We start from the raw sequence: 12658 nt of genomic DNA, 5'->3' as shown, positions 1-12658 counted from the left end.
GGGGAGCCCGTCACCCGCGGGACCGGCGGTCGGGCGGTGAGCTCAGCGGATCGCGTCCGCAAGCTCGGAGCACGCTGCCTCGCAGGCCCGGCACGCCTCGGTCCAGATCCTGCAGTGCTCGTGCATCTCCGCGTGCCGCTCGCACTCGTCGCCGCAGGCTTGACACGCGGTGATGCACGCGTCGAGCTGGGCGCGCGTCACCTGCGTGTCGACACTGGTGAGGCGGGAGAGCACGCGGGCTGTGGCGTCGCAGATGTCGGCGCAGTCGAGGTCGGAGCGGATGCACCGGCGCCGGTCGGCGACCATCTCCTCGCTGAGACTGGCGTCGGCGCACGCCGTGCACGTCTGGGCACAGGTCGTGACGGTCTCGATGACACGGGCCAGGGGGTCCGGGTCGAGCGAGGTCGAACCGAGGTGTGCGTGGATCATGGGCCGCCGTGGTGGCGTTCTCGTCCCTGTCGACGCTAGGAAGCCGACCACGGGGGTGCATCCCCGGACGCACCCGCGCGCCATGAGGGGTCGATCAAGGTCCGAGAAGTCATCCGGAGTGGCCACGGCACGCACGCTGGTGGTCAGTCAGACGGGACGGGGATCACGGCGCGCACGAAGTGCCCCCCGGCGTCGGTCGAGCGCCACAGCGCGTCGTCGGCGACCGCTACGATCTCGCTCCCGCCGCCCGACGCCGCGAACGCGGTGAGTGCCACGGCACTGCCCGGCAGGGCCGAGCCCTTCTGCCAGGTGACACCGGCGTCTGCGCTCGTCCAGACGTCGCCGTCGGGCGTGATGCCGACGACCTCGTCGCCACCGACCCAGTCGACGAGGTGCAGCAGCGGGGCCGCGGGCATCTCCTCCCAGGTGGCGCCGGCGTCCGCGGACCGCAGCGGACCCTCAGGGGTGGTCGCGATGATCACCTCACCGGATGCCGACACCGTCAGGTTGAAGGGGTCGCGAGGGATCTCGAGCTCGCTCCAGTCCTGGCCGTCCTGCGTGCTCCAGGTCGTTCCGTCGAACCCGAGCACGCCTCGCTCCGCGGCGGCGAGAGTGTGGAAGTCGGACTCGCCCTGCCGGGACAGCGGCGTCCAGGTCGCGCCCCCGTCCCGCGACTCGATGAGGCCGACGGGGTCGGGCAGGTCCGTCCCCGCACCGGGATGCCCGGAGGCGTAGAAGTGGTCGGGCCCCGCAGCGACGAGCCCCATGAGGTCGATCTGCGGGCCGACCCAGGTTGACTCGTCTCCGTCGATGCGCAGCAGGCCGCCGTGGGTGCCGAGGTAGGTCAGGCCGTCGGCGGGGTTGATGACGACCGTGTGGACATGGCCCGCGTCGCGCTGGGGCACGGTCGGGCTCTCGGCGGCTGCGTCGGCGTCGGCACCGCAGGCGGTCAGTGCCACCAGTGTTCCGGCAGCGAGCGCAACGACGACCCCTCGTCTTGGACGGCGGGGAGTCCGGTTGCTCATCACGGTTCCTTCCAGGCTGTGCGGGCGCGCGCGTGCGGCGGCGCGAGGTCGAGCACCCTGATCGTCTCCCGGGCCGTTGGTGCCCCGGTGCGCGGAACGATGGAGAAACGATGAAGCCCGCCGACGTGCCCACGGACCGGACGTCCTCCCGCGGCCCGGCGCGCCTTCAGGGACGCTTCATGGTCCGTGCGCCGTGACCGGCCCTGCGCCTGTCCGAGCGAGCGCTCGTGCCCGTCGAGGCGGATCCATCCGTCCCAGCTCACCGGACGGATGCCGCGTGCGTCGACGAACGCCAGGACGGCGCGCGGGTCCCGCTGCGGTGCGACGAACGCGTCGGCCGAGCCTCTCGACGTCGTCGCAGAGGTTCCTGACCGTCTCGGACGCGTCCGACTTCGTGTGCCCGATGAGGCCGACAGTCACATGCGGTGAGCCATGGGCAGCAGGAACATCCAGACGTTGACCGCGGCCAGGATCCCGATCACGGCGTACATCGGGGTGAGCGTCGCCCGACGGCGCGCGGCGGTCTGGTAGCGGCGGTGGGCGATGCGGCGCGCGGTGTAGAGCGAGGCGACCAGGCCCAGAGTCAGGAGGACGAACTGCAGGACCTGGATGGTCCCGGTGCCGACGAGCGCCGGGTCGCCCTCGACGCCGGCACCGACCATGTTCGCGACCGTGTAGTACACCGACCCGCCCTCGGCGAGGAGGTGAAACAGGTTGTGCGCGAGGTGCCCGGCGACGTCGAGCGGGATGAGCGCGTACCCGAACCGAGCGAAGTTCTGCGTCGTCGACTCGAGGTTCTTCGTTGACGCCACCTTCGCGGCGAGCGCCAGCAGGCCGACCGGGACGCTGACACCGACCGCGAACGCGGCGGTGAAGATCACCGGATAGCTCGTGACGCCGGTGGTCGCGGTGATGGCGTCCAGGATGTCCTGCCAGACCTCGAGCATGGTGATGTTCTGGATCAGGACGATGCCCATGATCGCCATGGCGAGGGCGGACTGCTCGATCCGCGGCTTCGTGATGAACCACAGCTCGGAGGTCGGCTTGCGCAGCCGCACCTGGATCGCGTCGTTCGGACAGGCCTTGATGCAGTTGGCGCACAGGTTGCAGTTGGCGCTGTCGTCCATCGTGCGCGGGAACGTGAACAGGGGGCACGCCGGGACGGTGGCGGTGCCGTTGTAGCAGGCGGCGCGTGCCTTGCACGTGCGGCAGATGCCCTGGTCCGCGCGCAGTTCCACCATGCCCGTCCGGGCGTAGTTGCCTGCCAGGCCGCCGAGGAAGCACAGGTACCGGCAGAACGTGCGGCGCTGGAACAGGGCGCCGGAGGCGATGACAGCGGTCGTGAGCAGGAGCAGCAGGATCCCCGAGCCCCAGGGGGACTCGACGATGCCCCAGACGTGGTCCGCCCACGTGATCGCGAGGAACGAGGCGTCGATGATCCAGATGCCGTACTTCTTGAGGAACGCCGGCACGGGTCTGTTGACGCCGACCAGCTTCTGCACGGTGTCCGAGATGAGCCCGAACGGGCAGACGGCGCACCAGAAGCGACCGAGCAGCACGAAGACGATCGGGATCACCGGCCACCACAGCACCCACATCAGCGCGGTGCCGGCGTTGTCGTGTGCGCGGTCCGGGCCGGCCAGCAGCTGGTAGGCGATCAGCCCGAAGACCGCGGCCGCGGGGATCTGCAGCACCTTCGGGTACCACCCGGAGCGCAGCGTGCGCGCGACCCAGGGGATCGTCATGAGATTGCGGCCGACCGGGGGCGGGCTGACGTCCGCCGCCTCGTCGGGGTCGGTGCGGACGTTGGGGGAGTCCGGGCTCGGGGGCTGTGTCGCGGTGGGGGCACTCATCGTCGGGCTCCAGCTGTCGTCGGGTCAGGCGGCCGGGGTGGGCCGGCGAGGGCGGTGTGGGGGACGTGCCCGGTCCCGGCGGCGGAGCAGGCCGGCGGCGACGAGGACCGCGCCGTTCACGCCCGCGAACGTGCCCAGGACCGCGCCGCGGGGCCGCGACGGGGCGGCAGCCGTCTCGCCGTGGTCGTCGTGGCCCGGCGCGTCCGTTTCCGTCTCGGCCATCTCGTCGTCGGCGATGTCGTGCTTGTCGTGCGACTGCGTGCCGTCGTCCATCTCGGCCATCTCGTCCTCGTCGTGCGACGGCGCGCTGTCGCCCATCTCGGCCATCTCGTCGTCGGTCATCTCGGTCGTGTCGTGCTCGTGCGTCGCGTGGCCCCACACGTCCGGACTCGCCGGGGGGGCTGGAGCCTGCGTGTCGTGACCGCCGTGGACCGCGTGGTCGTCGTCGGTGGAGGCCCACGCAGCGGACGGGCCGAGAACGAGTGCCAGCGTGGCGGCCGCGGTCGCGGCCGCGCGGCGGGGTGGGCGGGGACGAGTGCGCATCGATGGACTCCTTCGGGAGGTGACGCGCTCAATCTCGGCGCGCGGGCGCCGCCCCACCTGGGACTTCCTGGTCCCTCGGCCGAACCTCCATCACAACTTCATCGTTGGGAGCGACGTGGTCCCTCGCGGCAAGCCGTCCGCGCGACGTCGCCACCGAGGTCGTGTTGTCGGCTGCCACCCGCCTGCGGGCGAGACGGGCTCCTCGCCCGGAATCCGCCCGCGCGGTCCAGCAGCGGGCGGCTGCGGCACCTGAAGCGCGCGTCCTCCGACCCCATGATGTCGGCGCCATCCTGAGATCCGCGGCGGAGCTAGACCGACTGCGACTTGAGCGCGGCGGCTATCGAACACACCTCACGCTGTTCGCCCTGATCGCCGCAACAGGGATCCGTCGCGGCGAGGCACTGGCCTTGCGGTGGGACGACGTCGACGTCACGACGGGCACCCTCGCGATCCGCGGCACCCTTGTCACGGGCGGACGGTCGCTGGACCGTGACGCAGCCGAAGACGCGCGCCTCGCGCCGCGTGCTCTCGCCGGCGGCACGTCTCCTCGGGCTGCTCGAACAGCACCGCGACGCGCAGGAGCTCGACCGTGTCGCCGCCGGCTCGCAGTGGCTGGAGCCCGGTCACGTCTTCACCACCGCGACAGGACGAGCGATCGATCCACCTTCGGCACTCCGGGCGTTCCAGAAGGCAGCCGCTCGCGCCGGGATCGCCGACGTCTCCATCCACACGCTGCGGCCTTCGGCGGCGACCGGTGCTCGACGGCGGCGTCCACCTCCGAGCGGTGTCGGAGCTGCTGGGCCATGCCGGCACCCAGATCACGGAGGAGGTGTACGCGCACCCGACGACGCCGACGGCGAGCCGCGCGATGGAGCTTCTCAGCGGGGTGTACCAGCTCGGCAGAGACGACGATGTGACGGCAGCGTGACCAAATCGCGGAGACGGAAGAGACCTCCGTCCGCCCATGTCCTCGGTCGATCGCGAGGGCCCGCCGAGGCCCCGCGTACGCCATCCGACGAGCCGGTTGGCGTACGGCGTTGGCGTACACACGACTGAGGGCCGCCCCAGTCTCCTGGTGACGGCCCTCGGACGTGCTGTGATGCTGGTGGGCGATACTGGGATCGAACCAGTGACCTCTTCCGTGTCAGGGAAGCGCGCTACCGCTGCGCCAATCGCCCATGGGGGAGTGCTGCGAGGTGGAGATGGGATTCGAACCCACGTATACGGCTTTGCAGGCCGCTGCCTCGCCTCTCGGCCACTCCACCCTGAGACCGCAGTCCAGAGCGGCTGGGTCCAGCCGATCAGGAGTGTCTGCCTCCGAGCGGACGACGGGATTCGAACCCGCGACCCTCACCTTGGCAAGGTGATGCTCTACCACTGAGCCACGTCCGCGCTGCACTTCCCGCCCGTTCTCACCGGCGTTCCGTGTGCGTCCCAGACTCTAACCGAGTCTTCGGGCCAGAGTCCAACTGGCTCCCGCTGCCGCGTGATCATGCGGATCTGCGGCGTGTCGACGGCGCGTCGCTACCGTGAGCGGGTGCCTGAGCAGCCCTGGTCGACCGGTGTCGCGTGGTTCGGCGACGTCGTCGCGTCGCAGGTCGTCGAGGTGGTGGACGTGCGTGCCGAGCCCGAACGCCTCTCCGCGCCGGGCTGGTGGGCCGTCGTGGGGGAGTTCGAGGGTGCGGTGCGTGCGTGGCGCTTCGGTGTGGTGGAACGCACGCCGGGCGGGCGCGGGGCGGGTGCGACCCCCGGGTGGCGGGGTCCGGCACCCGACGCGTGGGAGTCGTCGCTCGACCAGGCGCAGTACGTCGCCGCGGTGGAGCGCGTCCGGCACGCGGTCGCGGAGGGAGACGTCTACCAGGCGAACCTCTGCCGGGTGCTGCAGGCGCCGCTGCCGACCGCCGACGGCCACGAGCCGGACGCGCGGGCCCTTGCGGGCGTCCTCGCGGGCGGCAACCCCGCACCCTTCGCCGGGGGCGTGCACGTGCCCGGCGGGCAGGGCGTCGAGCCGGTGTGGGTCGTGAGCGCGTCGCCGGAGCTGTTCCTGCGCGTCGAGGACGGCGTCGTGACGTCGGCGCCGATCAAGGGCACCGCGGTGAGCGTGGACGGCCTCACGGACAAGGACCGGGCCGAGAACGTCATGATCACCGACCTCGTCCGCAACGACCTGCAGCGCGTCTGCGAGCCCGGCACGGTCGAGGTGACGACGCTCCTCGGCGTCGAGGAGCACCCGGGCCTGGTGCACCTGGTCTCGACCGTCCAGGGGCGGCTCACGCGGCACGTGCAGGCCGCGCCCGACCTGTGGGGCCGCCTGCTCGACGCGACGTACCCGCCCGGGTCGGTCTCGGGGGCGCCCAAGCTGTCGGCGCTCGACCTCATCGCGGCGCTCGAGACGCAGCCGCGCGGCCCGTACTGCGGCGCGGTCGGCTGGGTCGAGGTCGGTGCCGACGGCACGGTCCGCGCGGAGCTCGCGGTCGGCATCCGGACGTTCTGGTGGCGCGACGGGGTCCTGCGCTTCGGCACGGGCGCCGGCATCACGTGGGGGAGCGACCCCGACGCGGAGTGGGCGGAGACAGCGCTCAAGGCGCGCCGGCTCGTCGGCCTCGCGTCCACGTCCGCGGACGTCGCCGCCGGGCGCACGGACGGGGTGCGAGACTGACGCGATGAGCGTCGTGATCTGGTCCGACGGTGCGCTGCGCGAGCCCACCGACCCGCTCGTCACCGGCGTCGACCACGGCCTGACGGTCGGCGACGGCGTGTTCGAGACGTGCGCCGTGTACGACGGCCAGGCGTTCGCGCTGAGCCGGCACCTGCGCCGGCTGCGGCGCTCGGCCCTCGGGCTCGGGCTGGGCGAGCCGGACGACGCCGAGGTGCGCACGGCCGTGCGCGCCGTCCTGGACGCGGCCGGGCCCGACACGGGGCGGCTGCGCATCACGCTCACCGGCGGCCCGGGGCCGCTCGGCTCGCACCGGTTCGCCCCCGACGAGCAGCGCCAGACCCTCGTCGTCCTCGCCGGCCCGGCGACGCGCGCCGAGGTGTCGCGCGTCGTGCGCGTGCCGTGGGTGCGCAACGAGCGCTCGGCCGTCGCCGGGCTCAAGACGACGTCCTACGCGGAGAACGTGGTGGCCCTGGCCGAGGCGTACCGGCAGGGCGCCGACGAGGCGGTCCTCGCCAACACGGTCGGCGAGCTCTGCGAGGGGACGGGGTCGAACGTGTTCGTCGAGCGCGACGGGGAGCTCGTGACCCCGCCGCTGTCCAGCGGCTGCCTGGCCGGCATCACGCGCGAGCTGCTGCTCGAGTGGGGCGCCCAGGACGGCCTGCCCGTGCGCGAGGCCGAGCCGGGCGAGCTGCCGTACACGGTGCTCGACGACGTCGCGTCCGGGCGGGCGCAGCTGCTGCTCAGTGGCTCCATCCGCAACGTGTCGCCGACGGTGCGCCTGGACGACGTCGACGTCGTGCCGGGTCCGCTGTCCCTGCAGGCGCAGCGCCTGTTCCAGGAGCACGTGGGGCGCGACCTCGACCCGTGACCCGTCGCCGGACGCACCGCGCGCCCGTCCCCGGACACAGCACGACCGGCCCCGCCCGTCAGGGCGGAACCGGTCGGTCGGTGCGGGTCAGGCGGTGAGCAGCGCGGCGATCAGGGCCGTGATCTCGCTCTCCATGCGGGCGCTCTCGGCACCCAGCGGGACGAGGGCCTCCGTCGAGGCGAGGAAGCGCGTGATCGGCTCGGTCGGGGCGGCGAGCAGCGCGCTGCCCTCGACACCGTTGAGCGAGACGAGCGTGTAGTCGGGGTCTTCGTCGCGCCACACCTGCACGTCGCCGGTCCCGGCGGGCGCGTCGGCGGAGGCGAGCATCCCGAGGGACAGCAGCTCGCGGCCGAGGAGCCACGTGGACATCGTGTGCGGGCCCGTGAAGACCGCACGCACCGTGTACGGGTCCGACGTCCGGAACGACAGCTCGGCGCTGACCGGGATGACGCTCGCGTCCGATCCGATCAGCTGCATGGCGACGACCTCGACGACGTCGTACGACGACTGCGTCATCGGGTCCTCCTTCTCGCAAGGGCTGGAGGTCCCATCATGGCAGGACACATGCCCGAATGGACCGGTCCGCCCGACGAGTTCACCCGGAGGGACCTGTGCGATCACCCCTGCTGAGCCACCCTGCCGCGCCGCAGGCTCCCACCGTACGCCCGACGGGGTGTCGCCGGTGCCCGGTTCGGAATCTGGCCGCAGGTTGGGTAGCATCCTCTTCGACGTCGCCCCCGGGTGATCGTCGCGGGCGATTGGCTCAGTGGTAGAGCGCCTCGTTCACACCGAGGAGGTCACTGGTTCGAACCCAGTATCGCCCACCCGTGAAGGCCCCGGACCGGACTCGTCCCGGTACGGGGCCTTCGTCGTTCTCCGGCATCACCCGAACGGCCCAACGACGGTCCGCCGGGCGCGAGCGGCCGCGTCGCCCGCGCTGCCCCGGACGGAGGACCTGCGCCGGTAGCATCGAGGGGCCCGCCGCCCGGCCGGCACCCACCCAAGGAGGCAGCACCCGTGCCCGAGCTCATCACCCTCACCGTCGACGGGACCACCACGACCGCCGAGCAGGGGACGACGGGCACGCAGGTCTTCGCCGACCGCCGCGACGTGATCGTCGCGCGCGTCGACGGCGAGCTCCGCGACCTGCACCTGCCGCTGCCCGACGGCGCGGTCGTCGAGGGAGTCACGGTGCAGGACCCGGAGGGTCTCGCCGTGCTGCGCCACTCGGCCGCGCACGTGCTCGCGCAGGCGGTGCAGGAGGTCAACCCGAAGGCGAAGCTCGGCATCGGCCCGCCGATCACCGACGGCTTCTACTACGACTTCGACGTCGACACCCCGTTCACCCCGGACGACCTGCGCGCGATCGAGAAGGTCATGGGGCGCATCGTCAAGGAGGGGCAGACCTTCCGGCGGTGGGACGTCACGGAGGAGCAGGCGCGCGAGGAGCTGAGGGACGAGCCGTACAAGCTCGAGCTCATCGGCCTCAAGGGCGACCCCGCGGCGGCGGACGGCGCGTCGGTGGAGGTCGGCCTCGGCGGCCTGAGCATCTACCAGAACGTGCGGGGCGCCGGTCGCGAGAGCGAGCAGGTCGTCTGGCAGGACCTGTGCCGCGGCCCGCACGTGCCCTCGACCAAGGTGCTCGGCAACGGGTTCCAGCTCACGCGGTCCGCCGCGGCGTACTGGCGGGGGAGCGAGAAGAACCCGCAGCTGCAGCGCGTGTACGGCACCGCGTGGCCGTCGAAGGACGAGCTCAAGGCGTACCTGGAGCGTGTGGCCGAGGCCGAGCGCCGCGACCACCGCCGTCTGGGCAGCGAGCTCGACCTGTTCTCCTTCCCCGACGAGATCGGCTCGGGGCTGGCGGTGTTCCACCCCAAGGGCGGGCTCATCCGCATGGAGATGGAGGCGTACTCGCGCAAGCGCCACGTCGAGGCGGGGTACTCGTTCGTCAACACCCCGCACATCACCAAGGAGCGGCTGTTCCAGCTCTCGGGGCACCTCGACTGGTACGCGGACGGCATGTACCCCCCGATGCACCTCGACGAGGAGCTCGACGACGAGGGCAACGTCAAGCGGCAGGGGCAGAACTACTACCTCAAGCCGATGAACTGCCCGATGCACAACCTCGTCTACCGCTCGCGCGGGCGCTCCTACCGCGAGCTGCCGCTGCGGCTGTTCGAGTTCGGCACCGTGTACCGGTACGAGAAGTCGGGCGTCGTGCACGGCATGACCCGTGCGCGCGGGTTCACCCAGGACGACGCGCACATCTACTGCACGCTCGACCAGATGAAGGACGAGCTGACCCGTCTGCTCACCTTCGTGCTGGACCTGCTCAAGGACTACGGTCTCGACGACTTCTACCTCGAGCTGTCGACGAAGAACCCGGAGAAGTTCGTCGGCGACGACGACGTGTGGGAGCGGGCCACCGAGACGCTGCGGGAGGTCGCGCAGTCGTCGGGCCTCGAGCTCGTGCCCGACCCGGGCGGCGCCGCGTTCTACGGCCCGAAGATCTCGGTCCAGGCCAAGGACGCGATCGGGCGCACCTGGCAGATGTCGACGATCCAGCTCGACTTCAACCTGCCCGAGCTGTTCGAGCTCGAGTACACCGCGCCTGACGGCTCGCGCCAGCGTCCCGTCATGATCCACCGCGCGCTGTTCGGCTCGATCGAGCGGTTCTTCGCGGTGCTCACCGAGCACTACGCGGGCGCCTTCCCGGCGTGGCTCGCGCCCGTGCAGGTGCTCGCCGTGCCCGTCGCCGAGCCGTTCGAGCCGTACCTCGAGGACGTCGTCGCGCAGCTGCGGGCCGAGGGCATCCGGGCCGAGATCGACCGCTCCGACGACCGGTTCGGCAAGAAGATCCGCAACGCCTCGACGCAGAAGATCCCGTTCGTGCTCATCGTCGGCGGCGAGGACGCGGACGCCGGCGCGGTGTCCTTCCGGTACCGCGACGGGCGTCAGGACAACGGCGTGCCGGTCGCCGAGGCCGTGCAGCGCATCGTCACGGCCGTGCGCGAGCGCGCGCAGGTCTGAGCCGTGAGCACACCCGACCCCGGTGCCGGGGCCGCGCACGACGACGTCGTGACCGGCCCCGGCACCACCGGCGGAGCGGCCGGCGCCGAGACGCCCGACGGCCTGCCCGGCGTCCCCGACGGCTTCGAGCGCCTGTGGACCCCGCACCGGATGGCGTACATCGGGGGCCAGGACAAGCCGACCGACGCGCACGCCGGGCCGGGCTGCCCGTTCTGCCGCATCCCGACGCTGCCCGACGCCGAGGGGCTCGTCGTCGCGCGGGGCCGCACCGCGTTCGTCTGCCTCAACCTCTACCCGTACAACTCCGGGCACCTGCTCGTCTGCCCGTACCGGCACGTCGCCGACTACACCGACCTCACGACCGACGAGGTCACCGAGGTCGCGGAGCTCACGCGCACCGCCATGCGGGTCCTGCGCGCCGTGTCCGGGCCGCACGGGTTCAACCTCGGCATGAACCAGGGCGACGTCGCGGGGGCCGGCATCGCGGCGCACCTGCACCAGCACGTCGTCCCGCGCTGGGGCGGCGACTCGAACTTCCTGCCCATCGTCGGCCGCAGCCGCGCGCTGCCCGAGCTGCTCGGCGACACGCGCGACCGCCTCGCCGCGGCCTGGCCGCCGCCGGGTGCGACCCCGGCCACCGACGCGGACCTGAAGGGATGATCGGCACGTGCTGAACCGACTGCGGGGCGTGATGCAACGCGTCCTGACCCCGCTCGCCGGTGCGCTCCTGCGCGCGGGCGTCTCCCCGGACGCCGTGACCGTCGTCGGGACGCTCGTCGTGGTCGTCACCGCCCTGTGGGCGTTCCCCACCGGCCACCTGTTCCTCGGTGCGCTGCTCATCGCGCTGTTCGCGCTCACCGACTCGCTCGACGGCGTCATGGCGCGCCGGTCGGGCCGGTCCGGGCCGTGGGGCGCGTTCCTCGACTCGACCCTCGACCGGTTCGGCGACGGCGCGATCTTCGCGGGCCTGGTCCTGTGGTTCGTCGGTGGAGGCGACTCCCACGTCACGGCCGTGCTCGCGCTCGCGTGCCTCGTCCTGGGCTCCGTCGTGCCCTACGCCCGCGCGCGCGCCGAGGGCCTCGGCATGACCGCGTCGGGCGGGATCGCCGAGCGCGCCGACCGGCTCGTCGTCGTGCTGCTCGCCACCGGCGCCGTCGGGCTCGGGGCACCCACCGCGGTCCTCACCGTCGTCCTCGCGCTGCTCGCCGTCGCGTCCGCCGTGACCGTCGTGCAGCGGATGGCCAAGGTGCACCGCCAGGCCGTCGGAGCGGTCGAGTGAAGGTCGACGTCGCCCGCCTCTACGCGATCGCCTGGCGCGTCGCGGGCAAGGTGCCCGGTCCGCTGCTGCGCGGTGCCGCCCGGCTCGCCGCCGACGTCACGTGGCTGCGCCACGGCGAGGGCGTCCGGCGCCTCGAGAAGAACCTCGGCCGGGTCCGCCCCGAGCTCGACCACCGCGCGCTGCGCCGCCTGAGCCGCGCGGGCATGCGGTCCTACATGCGGTACTTCACCGAGGCGTTCGCGCTCGTCGCCGTGCCCCGCGAGCAGGTGGACCACCGCGTCCGCGCCGTGCACCGGGAACGGGTCCAGCCCTACCTCGACGAGGGGCGGCCGATCCTGCTCGCGCTCGCGCACGTCGGCAACTGGGACCTCGCCGGCGCGTGGGCCACCCGGCACCTGGCCCCCGTCACCACGGTCGCCGAGCGGCTCGAGCCCGAGGAGCTGTTCCAGGAGTTCGTCGCGTTCCGCGAGAGCATCGGCCTGAGCATCATCCCGCTGTCCGGCGGCGGCGACGTGTTCCGCGACCTCGTGCGCGCGGCCCGGGCGCCGGCCGCGGGGGTGGTCCCGCTGCTCGCGGACCGCGACCTGACCGCGCGGGGCGTCGAGGTCGACCTGTTCGGCCACCGTGCCCGCGTCGCGGCCGGGCCCGCCGCGCTCGCGATCTCCACGGGCGCGCCGCTGTTCCCGACGCTCGTGCGCTACGAGCGCCTGCGCGGTGCGCGCCGTCGTGCCGCCGGGACGCCGTGGGGCGTGACGATCGAGTTCAGCCCGCGCGTCGAGGTGCCCGCCGACGTGCCACGCTCCGAGCAGGTGCGCGCCGTCACGCAGGCGTGGGTCGACGAGGTGGCCGCGGGCATCCACCGTCACCCCGAGGACTGGCACATGCTGCAGCGCGTGTTCGTCGACGACCTCGACCCGGCGCGGTACGCCGCGACCGTGCAGGCGTCCGGGGCGTCGTCGTGAGGCTCGGGCG

At 72.6% G+C, this 12658-nt stretch carries 12 protein-coding genes and 4 tRNA genes; 8 read left to right on the top strand and 8 right to left on the bottom strand.

Features of this window, described 5'->3' with window-relative positions; translation table 11 throughout:
- Window positions 1-42: 42 nt before the first annotated feature.
- From CELF_RS10370 to CELF_RS10355, 4 genes are all read right to left on the bottom strand, one after another.
- Window positions 43-429, bottom strand: a complete 387-nt coding sequence (locus tag CELF_RS10370; protein WP_013771205.1) for a four-helix bundle copper-binding protein — start codon at window positions 427-429, stop codon at window positions 43-45.
- A 143-nt stretch (window positions 430-572) separates the two neighbouring features.
- Window positions 573-1388 carry a F510_1955 family glycosylhydrolase gene (locus tag CELF_RS10365; RefSeq protein WP_232014220.1) on the bottom strand — a complete coding sequence of 272 codons (816 nt, stop codon included), beginning with the start codon at window positions 1386-1388 and terminating at the stop codon, window positions 573-575.
- Window positions 1389-1870: 482 nt separating this feature from the next.
- Entirely contained in the window at window positions 1871-3307 is a 1437-nt protein-coding gene (locus CELF_RS10360; RefSeq protein ID WP_013771203.1) for a 4Fe-4S binding protein, read from the bottom strand.
- Between the two features lie 24 nt (window positions 3308-3331).
- On the bottom strand, window positions 3332-3649 hold the full coding sequence (locus CELF_RS10355; RefSeq protein ID WP_126297722.1) for a hypothetical protein: 318 nt from the start codon (window positions 3647-3649) through the stop codon (window positions 3332-3334).
- Window positions 3650-4634: 985 nt separating this feature from the next.
- Between CELF_RS10355 and CELF_RS20645 the strand changes: the two genes are divergently transcribed.
- Window positions 4635-4778, top strand: coding sequence for a hypothetical protein (locus CELF_RS20645; protein WP_169317633.1), 144 nt, complete (start codon window positions 4635-4637; stop codon window positions 4776-4778).
- A 175-nt stretch (window positions 4779-4953) separates the two neighbouring features.
- Here CELF_RS20645 and CELF_RS10350 read toward each other — a convergent pair.
- The 3 genes from CELF_RS10350 to CELF_RS10340 form a co-directional block, all read right to left on the bottom strand.
- Window positions 4954-5028 (bottom strand) — tRNA-Val (locus CELF_RS10350).
- A gap of 16 nt (window positions 5029-5044) precedes the next feature.
- Window positions 5045-5115 (bottom strand) — tRNA-Cys (locus tag CELF_RS10345).
- 55 nt (window positions 5116-5170) lie between these two features.
- Window positions 5171-5242 (bottom strand) — tRNA-Gly (locus CELF_RS10340).
- 100 nt (window positions 5243-5342) lie between these two features.
- On the opposite strand from CELF_RS10340, the gene CELF_RS10335 reads away from it, so the two are divergent.
- Entirely contained in the window at window positions 5343-6509 is a 1167-nt protein-coding gene (locus CELF_RS10335; RefSeq protein ID WP_013771201.1) for a chorismate-binding protein, read from the top strand.
- A 4-nt stretch (window positions 6510-6513) separates the two neighbouring features.
- The gene (locus tag CELF_RS10330; protein WP_013771200.1) at window positions 6514-7377 is read left to right on the top strand and encodes an aminotransferase class IV; all 864 of its coding nucleotides are present in this window, start codon (window positions 6514-6516) and stop codon (window positions 7375-7377) included.
- Between the two features lie 87 nt (window positions 7378-7464).
- Here the strand turns inward: CELF_RS10330 and CELF_RS10325 are convergent, their stop codons facing one another.
- On the bottom strand, window positions 7465-7893 hold the full coding sequence (locus tag CELF_RS10325) for an SsgA family sporulation/cell division regulator (RefSeq protein ID WP_013771199.1): 429 nt from the start codon (window positions 7891-7893) through the stop codon (window positions 7465-7467).
- A gap of 236 nt (window positions 7894-8129) precedes the next feature.
- On the opposite strand from CELF_RS10325, the gene CELF_RS10320 reads away from it, so the two are divergent.
- The 5 genes from CELF_RS10320 (at window position 8130) to CELF_RS10300 (ending at window position 12648) form a co-directional block, all read left to right on the top strand.
- Window positions 8130-8201, top strand: a tRNA-Val gene (locus CELF_RS10320).
- A 193-nt stretch (window positions 8202-8394) separates the two neighbouring features.
- A complete protein-coding gene (thrS, locus tag CELF_RS10315; protein WP_013771198.1) occupies window positions 8395-10407 on the top strand; it encodes a threonine--tRNA ligase in 2013 nt (670 codons plus the stop codon).
- 48 nt (window positions 10408-10455) lie between these two features.
- The gene (locus CELF_RS10310) at window positions 10456-11067 is read left to right on the top strand and encodes an HIT family protein (protein WP_049791561.1); all 612 of its coding nucleotides are present in this window, start codon (window positions 10456-10458) and stop codon (window positions 11065-11067) included.
- Window positions 11068-11074: 7 nt separating this feature from the next.
- Complete coding sequence (gene pgsA, locus CELF_RS10305) at window positions 11075-11686, top strand: phosphatidylinositol phosphate synthase (RefSeq protein ID WP_013771196.1); 612 nt, start codon at window positions 11075-11077, stop codon at window positions 11684-11686.
- The gene (locus tag CELF_RS10300; RefSeq protein ID WP_013771195.1) at window positions 11683-12648 is read left to right on the top strand and encodes a phosphatidylinositol mannoside acyltransferase; all 966 of its coding nucleotides are present in this window, start codon (window positions 11683-11685) and stop codon (window positions 12646-12648) included. Before pgsA ends, CELF_RS10300 begins: the two co-directional genes overlap by 4 nt.
- The last annotated feature ends 10 nt before the right edge of the window (window positions 12649-12658 follow it).

The organism is Cellulomonas fimi ATCC 484 (genome assembly GCF_000212695.1).
Classification (GTDB): Bacteria; Actinomycetota; Actinomycetes; order Actinomycetales; family Cellulomonadaceae; genus Cellulomonas; species Cellulomonas fimi.
The sequence above is the reverse complement of the archived record's forward strand: the minus strand, read 5'-3'. Positions and strand labels throughout refer to the sequence as shown.